17 protein-coding genes are annotated in these 13,526 nt (G+C 63.5%); 6 read left to right on the top strand and 11 right to left on the bottom strand.

All coding sequences use genetic code 11. The features are described 5' to 3' along the window. Positions 1 to 191 precede the first annotated feature (191 nt). On the bottom strand, positions 192 to 1,115 hold the full coding sequence (locus M1R55_RS13205; protein ID WP_249392207.1) for a ferritin-like domain-containing protein: 924 nt from the start codon (positions 1,113 to 1,115) through the stop codon (positions 192 to 194). Positions 1,116 to 1,324: 209 nt separating this feature from the next. Between M1R55_RS13205 and M1R55_RS13200 the strand changes: the two genes are divergently transcribed. Both M1R55_RS13200 and M1R55_RS13195 read left to right on the top strand, forming a co-directional pair. After that, positions 1,325 to 1,672, top strand: a complete 348-nt coding sequence (locus M1R55_RS13200) for a histidine triad nucleotide-binding protein (RefSeq protein WP_249392206.1) — start codon at positions 1,325 to 1,327, stop codon at positions 1,670 to 1,672. Positions 1,673 to 1,793: 121 nt separating this feature from the next. After that, complete coding sequence (locus M1R55_RS13195) at positions 1,794 to 2,477, top strand: HAD family phosphatase (RefSeq protein ID WP_249392205.1); 684 nt, start codon at positions 1,794 to 1,796, stop codon at positions 2,475 to 2,477. A gap of 3 nt (positions 2,478 to 2,480) precedes the next feature. Here the strand turns inward: M1R55_RS13195 and M1R55_RS13190 are convergent, their stop codons facing one another. Then, a complete protein-coding gene (locus M1R55_RS13190) occupies positions 2,481 to 3,287 on the bottom strand; it encodes a class I SAM-dependent methyltransferase (RefSeq protein WP_249392204.1) in 807 nt (268 codons plus the stop codon). Positions 3,288 to 3,358: 71 nt separating this feature from the next. Here M1R55_RS13190 and M1R55_RS13185 point away from each other — a divergent pair, with 71 nt between their 5' ends. Beyond that, complete coding sequence (locus M1R55_RS13185; protein WP_249392203.1) at positions 3,359 to 3,670, top strand: PadR family transcriptional regulator; 312 nt, start codon at positions 3,359 to 3,361, stop codon at positions 3,668 to 3,670. After that, positions 3,667 to 4,233, top strand: coding sequence for a hypothetical protein (locus tag M1R55_RS13180; RefSeq protein ID WP_249392202.1), 567 nt, complete (start codon positions 3,667 to 3,669; stop codon positions 4,231 to 4,233). Before M1R55_RS13185 ends, M1R55_RS13180 begins: the two co-directional genes overlap by 4 nt. 9 nt (positions 4,234 to 4,242) lie before the next feature. Here M1R55_RS13180 and sdaAA read toward each other — a convergent pair whose 3' ends face one another. The 3 genes from sdaAA to M1R55_RS13165 form a co-directional block, all read right to left on the bottom strand. Then, positions 4,243 to 5,133, bottom strand: coding sequence for an L-serine ammonia-lyase, iron-sulfur-dependent, subunit alpha (gene sdaAA / locus M1R55_RS13175; RefSeq protein WP_249392201.1), 891 nt, complete (start codon positions 5,131 to 5,133; stop codon positions 4,243 to 4,245). A gap of 135 nt (positions 5,134 to 5,268) precedes the next feature. After that, positions 5,269 to 5,934, bottom strand: a complete 666-nt coding sequence (gene sdaAB / locus M1R55_RS13170) for an L-serine ammonia-lyase, iron-sulfur-dependent subunit beta (protein WP_249392200.1) — start codon at positions 5,932 to 5,934, stop codon at positions 5,269 to 5,271. A gap of 431 nt (positions 5,935 to 6,365) precedes the next feature. Continuing rightward, complete coding sequence (locus tag M1R55_RS13165) at positions 6,366 to 7,148, bottom strand: WecB/TagA/CpsF family glycosyltransferase (protein WP_249392199.1); 783 nt, start codon at positions 7,146 to 7,148, stop codon at positions 6,366 to 6,368. A 102-nt stretch (positions 7,149 to 7,250) separates the two neighbouring features. Between M1R55_RS13165 and M1R55_RS13160 the strand changes: the two genes are divergently transcribed. Continuing rightward, a complete protein-coding gene (locus tag M1R55_RS13160) occupies positions 7,251 to 7,925 on the top strand; it encodes a Crp/Fnr family transcriptional regulator (RefSeq protein ID WP_064014464.1) in 675 nt (224 codons plus the stop codon). Between the two features lie 280 nt (positions 7,926 to 8,205). Further along, positions 8,206 to 9,762, top strand: a complete 1,557-nt coding sequence (gene bshC, locus M1R55_RS13155; protein WP_249392198.1) for a bacillithiol biosynthesis cysteine-adding enzyme BshC — start codon at positions 8,206 to 8,208, stop codon at positions 9,760 to 9,762. Between the two features lie 143 nt (positions 9,763 to 9,905). Here bshC and M1R55_RS13150 read toward each other — a convergent pair whose 3' ends face one another. The 6 genes from M1R55_RS13150 to M1R55_RS13125 form a co-directional block, all read right to left on the bottom strand. Continuing rightward, a complete protein-coding gene (locus M1R55_RS13150; RefSeq protein WP_249392197.1) occupies positions 9,906 to 10,466 on the bottom strand; it encodes a cyclin-dependent kinase inhibitor 3 family protein in 561 nt (186 codons plus the stop codon). Beyond that, entirely contained in the window at positions 10,463 to 11,473 is a 1,011-nt protein-coding gene (gene hemB, locus M1R55_RS13145) for a porphobilinogen synthase (RefSeq protein ID WP_249392196.1), read from the bottom strand. The genes M1R55_RS13150 and hemB overlap by 4 nt, the downstream gene beginning before the upstream one ends. A gap of 63 nt (positions 11,474 to 11,536) precedes the next feature. Continuing rightward, entirely contained in the window at positions 11,537 to 12,220 is a 684-nt protein-coding gene (locus tag M1R55_RS13140) for an NUDIX hydrolase (RefSeq protein WP_249392195.1), read from the bottom strand. A 58-nt stretch (positions 12,221 to 12,278) separates the two neighbouring features. Then, positions 12,279 to 12,878, bottom strand: coding sequence for a transcriptional regulator (locus M1R55_RS13135; RefSeq protein WP_249392194.1), 600 nt, complete (start codon positions 12,876 to 12,878; stop codon positions 12,279 to 12,281). Then, the gene (locus M1R55_RS13130; protein ID WP_249392193.1) at positions 12,875 to 13,087 is read right to left on the bottom strand and encodes a hypothetical protein; all 213 of its coding nucleotides are present in this window, start codon (positions 13,085 to 13,087) and stop codon (positions 12,875 to 12,877) included. Before M1R55_RS13130 ends, M1R55_RS13135 begins: the two co-directional genes overlap by 4 nt. A gap of 15 nt (positions 13,088 to 13,102) precedes the next feature. After that, positions 13,103 to 13,492, bottom strand: a complete 390-nt coding sequence (locus tag M1R55_RS13125; RefSeq protein WP_136363998.1) for a DUF3208 domain-containing protein — start codon at positions 13,490 to 13,492, stop codon at positions 13,103 to 13,105. Positions 13,493 to 13,526: the final 34 nt, after the last annotated feature.

Genomic DNA, 13,526 nt, shown 5'->3' with positions numbered 1-13,526 from the left:
GTGAACGGGCCGGGACAAGGCGGCGCATGAGGGAAGTGCAAAGGCGGGAAGGCTGAACCACAAGGCGGGCCGCCCCAGTGATGGAACGGCCCAGAGTGGACAGATTTGGTTTAGGCTTGGCGCTCTGGCTGAGTCTTCAGCTCTGGGGTTTGCACCCTATTAGGCCAGCGCAATCCTCACCCCTTCCAACCTTACTTGATGCTGCCGTTCAGACCATTGGGGAAGAAGCCACCCTTGCTGGCGTTGGGCGCGAGGTACACGATGTTCAGCACTTCGCGGGTGCTGCGGGCATAAGCCACAGCGTTCTTGTCGGTGGGCGCGATGATGGCTCCTCTCGCGTCGCTGAGGCCCGCATCCTTGCCGCCGCCGACCTTGCCGCGCAGATTGCTGATGGCCCCCACGACCTGCCCCACGTACAGGCCCGCCGCCGCCGTGACCTGACGCTGTTGGTACAGCAGGGCGCGAATGGCTCCGGCGTGGTAGGCCTCCACGGCCAAGATTCCGGCAGCGGCCTGAAGGAAGGAAGGGTTGGTGATGAGCGTGGCCGCGCCGTTGTAGGCCGTGACGCCCACATCTTCAAAAATAAACGCGCCGTGCAGGAAAAACAGATCGTTGGCGTAGGGGTTGAAGCCCTTGATGGCCCCACCACTGGCGGCCTGCCCAGCGGCATTGAAGGCGGCGCTCAGGTCGAGGACGGGGCGGCGGACGGCTCCCTTGCCCAAGGCTCCGTACAGCAGTTTGACGTGGGCCAGTTCGTCTTCGGCAATATCACGCGCAAAGGCCTGCACGGTGGAATCCTTGAACTGCATTCCGGTGGTGCGGTCTAGGCCAGCGGGCAGCCGGATTTCGGCGTCTCCGCCGATGGCACGCAGTTCGTTGATGCGGCCCACGGCGGCCAGATAGAACGCGGCTTCGAGGTATTCGAGGTTCAGCGCAAAGTTCAGCACGTCGGCGTCTATGTTTTTGGCGGGCGCGGCGAGGCTGGTCGAACCCAGCGCCCCAAATGCGGCAGCGCCCAATCCGGCCTTGCCCAACGCTCCGAGCAGGCTGCGGCGGTTCATAGAGGTCTGGTCGGCGGCGGGAATCTGTTCGGTCTGAAGGTCAAGGTGGGTCATGGCAGTTTCTCCTAGAAAGGGGCGCAAAAGCACCTGCTGGACGCCTGAGCTATGAGGCTCGGAGCGTTCAGGAAGTGAGGATTGCGGAAAGGGCGTTCCACCGGGGGTGGCGTTCTGTTCTCGTAGGGCTATATGCGCCTGGACTGCTTTTGGATCACTCGGCAACAGACGGCATGACGCCCCCGGCCCCAGCCCGCTAAGCTAGCCACATGACCGCCAACCGTGGACGCACCATTTTTGAGCGAATTATTGACCGCGAGATTCCGGCGGAAATCGTGTTCGAGGACGAAGATTTTATTGCCATTCGGGATATTGCGCCCAAAGCGCCGATTCATCTGTTGGTGATTCCCAAGCGGCATACCGAGCGCGTGGACGACATTACCGACGCCGCCGAAATGGGCCGCCTGTGGCTGACGGCGGTGAAGGTGGCCCGCGAGCAGGCCGACGATTACCGCTTCGTGGTGAACTGCGGCGAGGGCGGCGGGCAGGTGGTGTTTCATACCCACATTCACATTCTGGCGGGCTGGCAAACCGGGCCAGAGAGCGACACCGAATGAGAATAAATTGCGATGAGTCGAAGACGAATCCGATTGGAAGGAGAAGCAAAAAGGACAGAATGGTGCAGATGGACGACTTTTCGGTGCTTTTCCGGAAAGTTGGGAAGCGGAGCAAGTCCGTATGAAGCCCGAAATCGACGCCGTGCTATTCGATCTGGACGGCGTGCTGGTAGACAGCGAACTGTTGGCCGCCAACGTCTGGGTCGATCTGCTGGCCGAGCATGGCCTGACCATGAACCGCGAGAACTTTATGGCGCGGGCGGTGGGCACCACGCATGCCGCCCTCTTTGATTGGCTGTCCACCGATCACGGCTGGCAGCGCCCCGACACCTTTACAGACGTGATGGATGCGCGGTTGGCGGCGGCGTTTCAGGCCGTGCCCGCCATAGAGGGAGCGCGGGAAACGCTGGACGCCCTGAACGCGGCGGGGCTGCCTTTTGCCGTTGCCAGCAACAGCGAACGCACCCGCCTGCATCTGAAATTGGCGTCGGCGGGACTAGCCGAATTGGTGGGCCAGCACGCCTATGACCCGGCCAGCGTGGGCGGACGCGGCAAGCCCCAGCCAGATTTGTACTTGCACGCCGCCGCACAGTTAGGCGTAACGCCAGAACGTTGCGTGGTGATAGAAGACAGCGCCACAGGTGTACTGGCCGGAGTCGCGGCGGGCGCAGCAGTCTGGGGCCTGTTGGCGGGCGGCCATGCTCACCCCAGCGGCGCGGCGGCCCTGACCGCAGCGGGGGCCAGCCGGATTCTGCACACGCACCAGGAGTTGCGGGCGGCGTTGGGGTTGGGAGCCTCCGTCTAAGAACTATTTGCTGGCACGCAGAAACACCAACGTTTTAGACACTCGCCAGCCGCTATCTTGCAGCAGGGGCCGCAGCACCTGGCCCAGTGCCGCCCGCCCGCGCTCCTGCTCGGGCCCGGATAGGTTGTGCCATGACGGAAGCGAGGCCAAGTAATCCAGCACAGGTTGAGCGTCTGGAAACACCAGCGCACTGTGCGAAAAACTGACTCCGATATGGCCGAACGTATCCTGTACCAACGCTTCCCCGTTCAGTTCCGAAAAGGCCGCCGCGAAACTGCCCCGACTGGCCCGCACTGCCTCCAGCGACGGTTCGGACAGGGCCGCTTCGGCCACCGCCGCCCACAATTCGGATAGGTAGGTGCTGGCGTTGGTGACAGCCAGAAAGCGGCCACCCGGCTTCAGCACGCGCCGGAATTCTGTCAGGACAGCGGCCACATTCGGCACGTGGTAGAGCATGTGGCGGGCCGTGACCACATCAAACGTGGCGTCAGCAAAGGGCAACGCATCGGCGCTGGCCTGCACGAATTCCACACCGGGCTGATGGGCGCTGGCCTGTTCCACCATGCCCGCCGACAAATCCACGCCTACCAGTCGGCCTCGATGCCCCTGCGCCCGCAACCTTCCCGGAAACTCCCCCGGCCCCGTGCCCACGTCCAGCAAGGCTTCTTGCCCATTCAGCCGCAGCAATTCATCCAAGCTGGCTTCCAGATCGGGGCCGACGGTGTAACGCCGATGGGTCTCGATCCGGGTTCGTAAATGCTGTTCGGTGGCGTAGTGGGCGGCAACTTCGGCGGGATGGTTGGCGGTCATGCTGGGTACTGTAAAGCAGTCGGCAGGCCAATATGACCAAAGGTACAGGGACTCGACTTCAAACTCTACATATGTTGATATACGATATGCCCCGCTCTCCCAACTCCAGCCCTCATACCCGCGCCGTGCTGCAGACGCTGTTGCACACGCACCCCGCACCCATGCACGGCTACGATCTCAGCAAAGCCACCGACCTCAAAAGTGGCACGCTGTACCCGATCTTGAAACGGCTGCATGAGCAGGGGCACCTGAACGCCGAATGGGAAGCCTCGCCGCATCCCGGCAAACCGCCCCGGCACATCTACACCCTGACCGCCAGCGGAATAAGCCTTGCGCAGGAGCAGCCGGAGGGGGCAGCCTCTTTCAAAGGAGCGTTGACATGAAGCCTAAAGCTTGGAAGGACGCCATGCACAACGAAGCCGAAGCGGTGAGTGATCCCGAGTGGGCGCGAGAGACTCAGCAGGCGGCGCAGTTATTTGCTTGGCGGGAACATCTGCCGGGGTTTTTAGTGGCCTTGGCGTGTGCAGCAGCCTTTAGCGGCTTATTTACGCTGATTGGAATATTGGCAAGCCGAGTCAGTATGCACGTCGACACCAACGCAGTGGGCACATTTATTCGGACTTATACACCACTGTATTTTTCTGGCGTAGTCGCGCTATGGCTCCTGATTGGTTTCGGAGCTGGACGCGCCCGCATAGCACCGTTGGCTATCGCGCTGGCTTTTCTTATGCTCCCGCTGCTGGATACGGTTTGGGCGGCCCTCATCTCCGCTCCGGCAGCCGTTGAATTTGATGGGCCGTGGGGAGTCTCCCCACCTATCACCCTGGATTTGACCGCAACCCAGTTCAATCTTTGGATGCTTCTGGAATCCGCTTTGACCGCCGCCCTCACTTACACCGGAGCCTTGCTCGGCCAACGCTCAAGCCGCCGCGCCCGCACCGCTTAACCCTCTCCCCTATGCCATCGGGAGTTCGATCATGCCGCCGCCCTCGTCAGGTTGGCGGCCTTCCATTCGGGCAGTTACGGCCAACCCAGTGGGCGTCTGGGCCAGGCCACCTTCCGCCGTTTCGCGCAGTTGGGCGGGCATCATTCGGCCAACTTGGGCCATCGCACCCACCACTTCATCGGGCGGAATGAAGGATTCCAGTTGCGCCAACGCCAACTGCGCCGCACTGACGGCGTGAACGGCAAAAAAGGCATTCCGGCTCACGCAGGGCACTTCTACATAGCCACCTACCGGGTCGCATACGAGGCCGATGGTATTCATCAGGGCGAGGCTGGCCGCGTGGATGCAGGCGCGGGGACTGCCGCCCAAGAGTTCGGTCACTGCCGCCGCTGCCATTGCCGCACTGGAGCCGATTTCGGCCTGACACCCACCCGCCGCACCCGAAATGAACATGCGTTTACTGATGGCTTTGCCCACGCCTGCTGCCAGAATCATGGGGTCTACCAACCGTTCATCGGGAATGCCCAGATGGTCGGCCACGCCCAGCAAAGCACCGGGAATGGTTCCGGCACTTCCGGCGGTGGGGGCGGCGACGATGCGGCCCATGCGGGCGTTTTCCTCGTTCACGGCCATCGCGTAGGCCTGCACCCGGCGAATCAGCGGGGCGTTCAGGGCGTCGGGTGCGTCCCACAGCCCCTTGGCATTCCAGCCCACCATGCCCGTAATGCTTTTGGCGTCGCTGCTCAGCCCCCGCTCTATGCTGGCCCGCATTTCGCCAATTCGCCGGGCCATTTCGGCACGAATATCAGCCGGGTCAAGCCCCGTTTCCTCGCAGTCTTGCGCCAAAACCCAGCCGGAAGCGGGGGCCGGGGCGTTCATCAGGTCGGTGAGGGTCAGCATTAGGGAAACTCCTTCGGAGGGAACGTGGTGCGTGGATTGTGGAACGGGGGAATGGCGCAGTTGGGCAGAGAAATTAGGGGTTTTGAACTCTGGAATCAAAGACAGAGATTCATTTCACATCTCCACGAGCCGTTCCTACCCATCCATCAGCTTCGGCAGCATCCGCGTCCAAGCCATACCCGACCAAGCCCGCACAAAGTTCAGGGCAGGATCACTGAGGGGCTGATCGAGTTCGATTGCTAAGAGTGCGTCTCCGCCCCGTTTTTCGCGGGCGCAGGTCAGGGCGGCGATGTTGGCTCCATCGGCGGCAAGGGTGGTGGCAACGCGGGCAATTACGCCGATGGTGTCCACGTAACGCAGCAAGAGCGTGGGCTGAGAGGCGTCGAAATCCACCTTGAAGCCCTGCACACTGCCGACCCGGATGATGCCGCCGCCTGTGCTACTGCCGATCACCGTCACGCTCCCGGTGTCGCCCTTCAGGTCAATTTGGGCCGTGTTGGGATGCACGTCGCCCAAGTCCACATCATGAAACTCGGCCTTCAAACCCGCTTTCTCGGCTTCGGCAAAGGCGTCGGGCAGGCGCGAATCGTCGGGCAGGAATCCCAACAGGCCGGCCACCAACGCCAGATGTGTGCCGTGACCGCGCCCCGTTTTGGCAAAGCTGGCGTGCAGGCCAATGCGGGCGGTGCGTGGAGCCTCGCCCAATAGGTGGTGTGCCACCAAGCCGAGGCGACAAGCGCCAGCGGTATGGCTGCTGCTCGGCCCGATCATCACGGGGCCGATCATGTCGAGTAGGGACATGGGGGCAGTATAGGCAACTTGGAACGGGCCTGTCCGTGAGGTGAGGACGGGGGAAGGGGGCTCTAAGGGTCGAGGGTCTAAGGTGCTGGGGCGGAGGCGTTGCAGAATCGCCCCCTCCCCCTCTGCTTCGCAGCGGCCAGGCGTCCTCATGGGGAGGAATGGCTTGCTCATGCGAGTCCGTTTGTGACGACAGTCCGTTCTGACCAAGAAGCGCTGCGAGCCACCACGCTGTTTTCCAGCGCCCCTCTCTGCGGTGCAGCTCTACGAGTCCCACAAGGGGCGAGGGCTAACGGCAAAGGGCTGGAAGTGTTGTTTAACTCCTCACCCCTGACTGGTACAGCCCGGAGGAAAGTGGGAGGGGGTGTCAGCGATTGCCGTTCCTCAGACCCTCGACCCTGAGACGCCCTTCGCGCTCAGCCCCACCAAGCGCCTTACCGTCCCAACCGCTTCTTCTCAGCCCGCACCAGCCGCACGAATTGCGCCAACCGAGGCGCACGGTTCCAGCGTTTGCGGTCTCCCACCACGCGCCAGATCCATTCCACGCCCATTCGGCGCGTCCATGCGGGGGCAAGGTCAGCGGTTCCGGCCAGCACGTCAATCACGCCGCCGCAACCGATCAGCACAGGCGCATTGAGCACCTGCCGCCAGTATTGGTTGAAGGTTTCCTGCCGCCCGCCGCCCATCGCGGTCAGAACTAAATGGGCGTTGCTGGCCCCCACCAAGTCGGCCACGCGCTGGTCTTCGGGCAGATCAAAATAGCCGTGATGGACGCCTGCCACCGTAATCCCGTAGTCGCGGGCGGCATTCTGGGCGGCCACTTCCGCCACACCGGGTTTTGCACCGAGGAAGAACACCCGCAGGTCGGCCCCGTGCCGTTTCATCAGGCCTGCCACGATGTCGAACCCGGGCGCACGCGGTACTTCTACGCCGTGCAGTTGGCGGGCCGCGTACACGATGCCCACGCCGTCTGCGGTCACCAGATCAGCGATCTGCACCGCGCCTGCAAATTCGGGGTGGCTGCGCGACTGCACGATCAATTCAGGGTTCAGCGTGACCACGGTGTGCGGGGCGCGGGACTGCGTGAACATCCACTCGCCCAACAAATCCAAGGTGGCGTCCAGAGAAATCACGTCCAGCGGCAACCCGAACAGATCCAAACGAGCGGAATCGGCGGGGGTGGGCGTGGAGGGTTCGGCGGGGCGGGCGTTGGTCATGCTGGGCAGATTGTAAAGGGCGCAGCTGGCGAGTGACCAATTTGGGCGGCCCCCCAGATACCCCCGGCAACTTCCGGCCCCGCTTGCGTCATACTGCGGGGCATGTTGCCCGGTGTTTTTGGAGTTTTGCCCGCAGACGCTCAGGCGCAGATGGTGGCAGCAGGACGGGTAGGGCGCTGGGCGCGGGGCGGTTTGCTGTTTCATCCCGAAGACCCCGCCGAAACGCTGCACCTGCTGACGCGCGGCACGGTCAGGTTGTACCGCCTTGGTTCCGGCGCACGCGAGGTCACGCTGGACGTCCACGGCGCGGGCGCATTGCTCGGAGCCTCTACTCTGCTGCACAACGAACGCTACGGCGTATATGCCGAGGCGATGGACGACACCGAAACCCTAATGATCGGCCAGGAAACCTTATCTCGCCTGACCCGTACCTACCCGCCCGTGGGCGTGGCCCTTACCGAACAGGTCACGCGCCAGACACGGGGCGTGCAGGAACGGCTGGCCGGATTGGTGTTTCTGGAAGTGTCGCAGCGGTTGGCGTTGGCCCTGCTGAATCTCGCCGAGCGCGAAGGCCCCTGGCCCGAAGGCGGTACGCTGGCTCTGCGCGAGCGCGTGTCTCATCAAGATCTGGCCCATGTGGTCGGCAGCACCCGTGAAACGATTACCAAGTTGCTGGGCGACTTCCGCACCCGTGGGCTGCTGGATTTGGGCTACCGCCGAATTATCCTGACTGACCGCACTGGCTTGCAGCAGGCCACGCGAGAGCCGTTGCGTTAGGCCGGGTCAAGGGATTTCAAAGCAAAGAATTCATACTCTTGAACAGGTTCTATCCTCGCTGAGTGGGTAGATTCTGCTCCCTCACGTCGACGCCCCTCCCCCGCACCCTTGACCCAACACAGATCACTCTCCTGCCGTTTGTTGCTTTAAGTTTTGCGGTGCTTTAACGTGCATGGGTTGACCTTGTGCCGCTCCTTGCGGTGCCGGGTCTAAATTCAAGATTCTTCCGTCTGGCAGGCATCATCTTGGCCCGAACGGTGAAAAGGAAGAGGCGGAGCGGATGGCGGCAGACTTGGCAACAGCTTACCGGGCAGGCGAATTGGCAGAATTTATCCGGCTGCGGGCGGGCGATACGGCGGCGGCACTGGCACAGACGCGGCCCGAGCTAGACCGTGCGGCACTGGCGGCGGCGCTGCGGGCCTATCACCAAGATTTGGGCACGCTGGACGCCCATGCAGAGGCGGCCCTGACGCACCTGGCGCACCCCGCTTCCCGCGTGGTCGTAACCGGACAGCAAGCCGGACTGCTGACCGGGCCAGCCTACAGCGTGCATAAGGGCGCAGACGCGGCACTCTTGGCCCGCCAACTACATACCGAAACCGTGCCTGTGGTGGCCGTGTATTGGATTGCCAGCCAGGATCACGACGCGGCAGAAGTGGCCTCTACGACGCTGCTGGATCATTCCGAGCGCCTGCACCACCTGACACTGGATGTGCCGGAAGGCGTGCCCGTGGGCCGTATTCCGTGGCGGGCCGAATGGACAGTACAGGTCATGGCCCTGCTGGACGCTTTCGACGCGCCGCCGGAATACAGGGCTGCTGTGCAGGGAAGGATCGAACGGGCATTGGCGGCTGGCGGCAGTTACGCCGACGTATTTGCCCGCCTGATTCACGGCCTGTTGGCCCCGGCTGGCCTGCTGGTACTTGACCCTCTGCACCCCGCGCTGGCCCGCCTGATGGCCCCCACGCTGGCCCGTGAACTGGAGCGCCCGCTGGAAGGTTCGGCCCGGATAGAGGCTGCCGCCGCCGCGCTGGAACGCCGGGGCTTCGTGCCGCAACTGCGCCGCCCGGCGGGGGCCACCAACCTGTTCCTAGAGGAAGACGACGGCCAACGCCGACTGCTGAAGCTAGAAGGCAAAACCTTCTCTACCGATACCCGCAGCTACACCAAAGCCGACTTGCTGGCCGTGCTGGACGCCGACCCCTCGCGCCTGACCCCCGCCGCAGGGCTGAGGCCCACCGTACAGGACGCGCTCCTGCCCACTGCGGCCTTCGTGGTCGGCCCCGGCGAAATCGCGTATGGGGCACAACTGAAAGAGATCTATCCGCTGCACGGGCTTCAGCAACCGCTGCTGTGGCCCCGCCTGAGCGTGACGTGGCTGGAACCCAATGTGGCGCGGCTGCTGCGCCGTCTGAATGCCAGTGCCGCACAGGTGCAGGCTGACCCAGAAGGTGTGTTGGGCCGCTCGTTGGCGCAGGAACGCCAGGCCGGAGCCGTGACCGCCGAACGCCTCAGCGCCCTCGATGCCGACTTGCACGCCCTGGCTGCCGAAATTGCGGCCCTCGATCCCACGCTGGAGGGAGCCGCCGAACGCACGCGCACGCGCACCACCGCCCGGATCGCCCACCTGCAAACGCTGGCGACCCGCGCTCTGGCAAGGCAAGAAAATGACCGCAGCGGCCAGCTCACCCGCTTAAAAGACCATCTATTGCCCAATGGCACGCCACAGGAACGCGAGATGAACTTTCTGACCTACCTCCTGAAGCACGGCGAAACCCCGCTAAAGCTGCTGCTGGAGCGGCCTGCGGGGTGGCGGGGGGAAGTGGAGATTCCGTGACGGGAATAGGTTGTAGGGAGTGGGATGTAGGAACAGCGGAGGTGGGGGGTGGTTGTGGAGTTTTCGGGTGATCTATGAGGAAACCCTAGAGATTTGCCACCCTGCTCGCCTTCCCCACTGACTACTCACCGCGTGTCAGCCCTTCACCGCCCAAATTCTTCTACGAACCGTTCCTGCACCGCCGTCTCTACCGCATTCCGGCTCCGGGTCGCCCGTACCAGCGCGATGGCCTCCCTCGGCGGCATTCCGCCCTGCACCAACAGGCAGGCGGCTACCAGTCCAGCCCGGCCCAATCCGCCCCGGCAATGCACGACCACACTGCGGCCATCCAGCAGATAGGTCATCAGTTCGTCGATGTAGGCGGCAAAAGCGGCGCGGTCAGTGGGGGCCTGCTGATCCACGATCGGGCAGGCGGCGATCAGAATGCTGCGGGCTTCGGCTTCGGCGTGGTAGCCGTCCATGCCCAACATGTCAAACTCAACATCTTCGATCAGCGGGGCCAACACCTGCACGCCGTCACGGGCCAGCGTGTGCATATCTTCGGCTACGTCGCGGGCATGGGTCACGCCATTCTGGTAGATGCTGCCGCCCTTTTTGCCGGGCGCAAAGGTCAGGCCGAGGCGTCCCGGCCAGATTCCGGTGGGAATCCAGTCCACGCGTATGGGGTCGTTGATGCTGTTCTGCTCTTTGGTGGCCTGAGTCATAGATATTCTCCCAGCCAGCGGGCGGCGTCCAGCGCGTGATAGGTGATGATGGCGTCGGCCCCGGCGCGGCGCATTCCGGTCAGAGTTTCCAGCACGGTGCGGCGCTCATCCATAAAACCAAGCTGGGCGGCGGCCTTGATCAACGCGTATTCGCCGCTGACATTGTAGGTGACCAACGGGAGATCAAAATTGTCCCGCAGGAGCTTGATGACGTCGAGATACGCCAGCGCGGGCTTGACCATCAGGTAATCGGCACCCTGAGCCACGTCTAATTTCGCTTCACGCAGGGCCTCGCGGTAACCGCCCGCCGGATCCATCTGGTAGGAGGCCCGGTCGCCCACGCTGGGCGTGCTGCCCGCCGCGTCGCGGAAGGGGCCGTAGTAGGCGCTGGCGTACTTCACGGCGTAACTCATGACCGGAACATGAGAGAAGCCCGCCGCGTCCAACGCTGCCCGGATCGCCGCCACCTGACCGTCCATCATGGCGCTGGGAGCCACGATATCGGCCCCCGCCCGCGCCTGAGACACCGCCGTTTTTGCCAACAATTCCAGCGAGGGATCGTTGTCCACCGTCCATTCGTCGGGCCGGATTTCGCACAGCGGGCCGCAATGCCCGTGATCGGTGTACTCGCACAGGCAGGTGTCGGCAATGACGGTCAGGTCAGGATGGGCCGCTTTAATCGCCCGCGCCGCCCGCTGAATGATGCCCTCATCGGCGTAAGCCCCCGTGCCCAGCGCGTCTTTGTGGCCCGGAATGCCGAACAGGATGACCGAACGGATGCCGAGCGCCAACGCCTCTCCCGCCTGGGCTACGGCGCTGCTCAGGCTGTGGCGGCTTACACCGGGCATGGTGGCAATCGGCGTGTCGGAGGCTTCTTCGTGTACGAACATGGGGTGGATCAGGTGCGCCGGGGCCAGCGTGACTTCACGGGTCAGCGCCCGCAAGGCCGGAGAACGCCGCAACCGCCGGGGACGGTCGATAGGGATGGGGAGAACAGAATCGGACATGCCCTCAGGCTAGCGCGGGGTCGGCGGGTCAAATGGGAAACTGAGTCGGGACTAGGCTCAGCATCAAGGTGAAGACAAAAGCTCAATCAGCGGCCCGCGCAAAGGATCTAAAGACGGCTCCTGCCCACTGAGAATCACCGAAACTGTGCCCCACATGGCCTGCAAATGCGTGACTTGCTGCGTGGACTGGGTATGCTGCGCGTCTGCTCGGGCCGCCCGGAACCACTCCAAAAAGGGCACCCGTCTGACCCGGACTTGTTCATTTGGGTCGAGATGCTGTGGGCCTATACATTGGGCATCCAGACCCAAAAATGAATGCGTGCGGCTGGACATGGTGCCCGTGCTGATGAAGCTAGACGACACTTGAATCAGACGCGAACAGCCGTACCCCGTCTCTTCCAGGAATTCCCGGCGGGCCGCCTGGGCAGGGTCGGTGTCTTCCCCGCTCTCGCTGCTGCCGCCGGGGATTCCAGCCAGCACCAAACCCACGCCATGCCGGTATTCCTCGGCCAGCACGACTTCAAACTGCGGTGTCAGCGCCAGCACGTTCACCCAATCCAAAGCTTCTATGACGTGATAGGTGGGCACAACGACTCCGGCGGGCGTCAGGCATTGGTCGGTGCGAACCTTCAGAAAACGGTCTTGGTACGAAATGGTAGAGCCAGTCACTTGCCAGGGTTGTGGAGTGGTATCAGGAGCAGCACTGACAGCAGGGGAAGGCTCGGCTAGAACCGGTCTATCGGTCATTCCTCTCAGTCTACCCCGCCCAAAATCTCACCGCCCCGGCACTTTAGACCCTTGACGCTTAGACGCTCAGACCGTCCCAGCCCAACCGCTCCGCTGCTTCCCGCGCTGCTGCCTCGCCCCACACCGCCCCGGCCACCGCCAACGCTGCATACATGGCCGGAAATCCGCCCGGAGTGGTGGTCAGGTGGGCGTCGGTCAAGACCTGACCGGGACGCACGTCGGCAGGAGAAAAGCCCCACAGGAGGTCGGTCAGGTCGGCGGGGCCACCCAGAATGCGGCCCTCCAGCATTCCAGCCTCGCCCGCCAGCAACACGCCACTGCCGCTGATTCCGGTGGGCAATCCGGCGTGGGCTGCCAGAAAGCCCCGCAGCAACGGATCGCGGGCGGCTTTGGCGGCTCCGGGGCCACCGGGAAGAAGCAGGGCGGCGGGTTCGGGTAGGGCGGCGTACATGACGTGCGGCGTGCTGACCAAGCCCCCCGCCGTGAGAATGCTGACGCGGGAGCGGTGCAGCGTGCGGGTCGCGCCTTCGCCCCCGCACAGGCGGCACACGGCCACCATAATCCCCAGTTCCAATTCGCTGACGCCCGCGTACACCGGAATGGCGACAACGGAACCTTCCGTGTGGGTCGCCAGAACTGCCGATTTGGGTTCGGTCACGAGGGAACAGACGACGGCAGCGGCATGGCCCGCACCTGATATTCGCGGCGGGCCAGCGGTGGGCCGACTTCGCCCAATTCGATCAAGTGCTGGGCGGCTTCCGGACTCAGGCGCTCCACACGGGTCAAGTAGACCAATAATGTATTGGGGCTATCGAACCGGCGGGGATGCTGGTCGCCTTCGGCCAAGAGGTCAAGCCAAGCAATCATAGGCAACCCCTCACGTCATAGCTCCCGCAGATCTTCCCAGAGTTGCCAACCTACTCCGTCCGGCGTGCCGTCCAGCAGCGGATTCAGCGCCTGGCTGGCGGCTTCGGCGTCGCCGTGCAGGGCTTCGTTGCTGGGGCGGTCATCGTACACACGCAGCACCGTAAATTGATAAAAAGTCTGGGCCGCCGTCGGTTCGCCGTTTTCAAAAAAGGCGAAGGGAGGCGACACCATGTCCCACAGCACATGGGCGTCGTCCTCGTCGGCTGCGCCCGGAGACTTGGGCAGATCTAGCTCGCGGGGAAGGTAGTGCTCTAGGTCTACGTCGGCGCTCTGAGGATGCCACACGTAGCCTTGCAGCAGTCGGATGGCGGCGCGGCCTCCGGCCTGCGAATCGGTGATGCTCACGCCCCTAGCATACCCGATAACCCCGCCCCCTGAA

The sequence above is a fragment of the Deinococcus sp. QL22 genome (assembly GCF_023370075.1).
GTDB lineage: Bacteria > Deinococcota > Deinococci > Deinococcales > Deinococcaceae > Deinococcus.
This window is presented reverse-complemented; position numbering and strand designations above follow the sequence as displayed.

Bases quoted from the DNA above. Each gene is read 5' to 3' on its own strand.
- M1R55_RS13185 (WP_249392203.1), top strand. From the start codon at position 3,359: ATGTTGATATACGATATGCCCCGCTCTCCCAACTCCAGCCCTCATACC.
- M1R55_RS13130 (WP_249392193.1), bottom strand. From the start codon at position 13,087: ATGATTGCTTGGCTTGACCTCTTGGCCGAAGGCGACCAGCATCCCCGC.
- M1R55_RS13190 (WP_249392204.1), bottom strand. From the start codon at position 3,287: ATGACCGCCAACCATCCCGCCGAAGTTGCCGCCCACTACGCCACCGAA.
- M1R55_RS13160 (WP_064014464.1), top strand. From the start codon at position 7,251: ATGTTGCCCGGTGTTTTTGGAGTTTTGCCCGCAGACGCTCAGGCGCAG.
- M1R55_RS13195 (WP_249392205.1), top strand. From the start codon at position 1,794: ATGAAGCCCGAAATCGACGCCGTGCTATTCGATCTGGACGGCGTGCTG.
- sdaAA (WP_249392201.1), bottom strand. From the start codon at position 5,133: ATGCTGACCCTCACCGACCTGATGAACGCCCCGGCCCCCGCTTCCGGC.
- M1R55_RS13205 (WP_249392207.1), bottom strand. From the start codon at position 1,115: ATGACCCACCTTGACCTTCAGACCGAACAGATTCCCGCCGCCGACCAG.
- M1R55_RS13140 (WP_249392195.1), bottom strand. From the start codon at position 12,220: ATGACCGATAGACCGGTTCTAGCCGAGCCTTCCCCTGCTGTCAGTGCT.
- M1R55_RS13180 (WP_249392202.1), top strand. From the start codon at position 3,667: ATGAAGCCTAAAGCTTGGAAGGACGCCATGCACAACGAAGCCGAAGCG.
- M1R55_RS13165 (WP_249392199.1), bottom strand. From the start codon at position 7,148: ATGACCAACGCCCGCCCCGCCGAACCCTCCACGCCCACCCCCGCCGAT.
- M1R55_RS13150 (WP_249392197.1), bottom strand. From the start codon at position 10,466: ATGACTCAGGCCACCAAAGAGCAGAACAGCATCAACGACCCCATACGC.
- M1R55_RS13200 (WP_249392206.1), top strand. From the start codon at position 1,325: ATGACCGCCAACCGTGGACGCACCATTTTTGAGCGAATTATTGACCGC.
- bshC (WP_249392198.1), top strand. From the start codon at position 8,206: ATGGCGGCAGACTTGGCAACAGCTTACCGGGCAGGCGAATTGGCAGAA.
- hemB (WP_249392196.1), bottom strand. From the start codon at position 11,473: ATGTCCGATTCTGTTCTCCCCATCCCTATCGACCGTCCCCGGCGGTTG.
- sdaAB (WP_249392200.1), bottom strand. From the start codon at position 5,934: ATGTCCCTACTCGACATGATCGGCCCCGTGATGATCGGGCCGAGCAGC.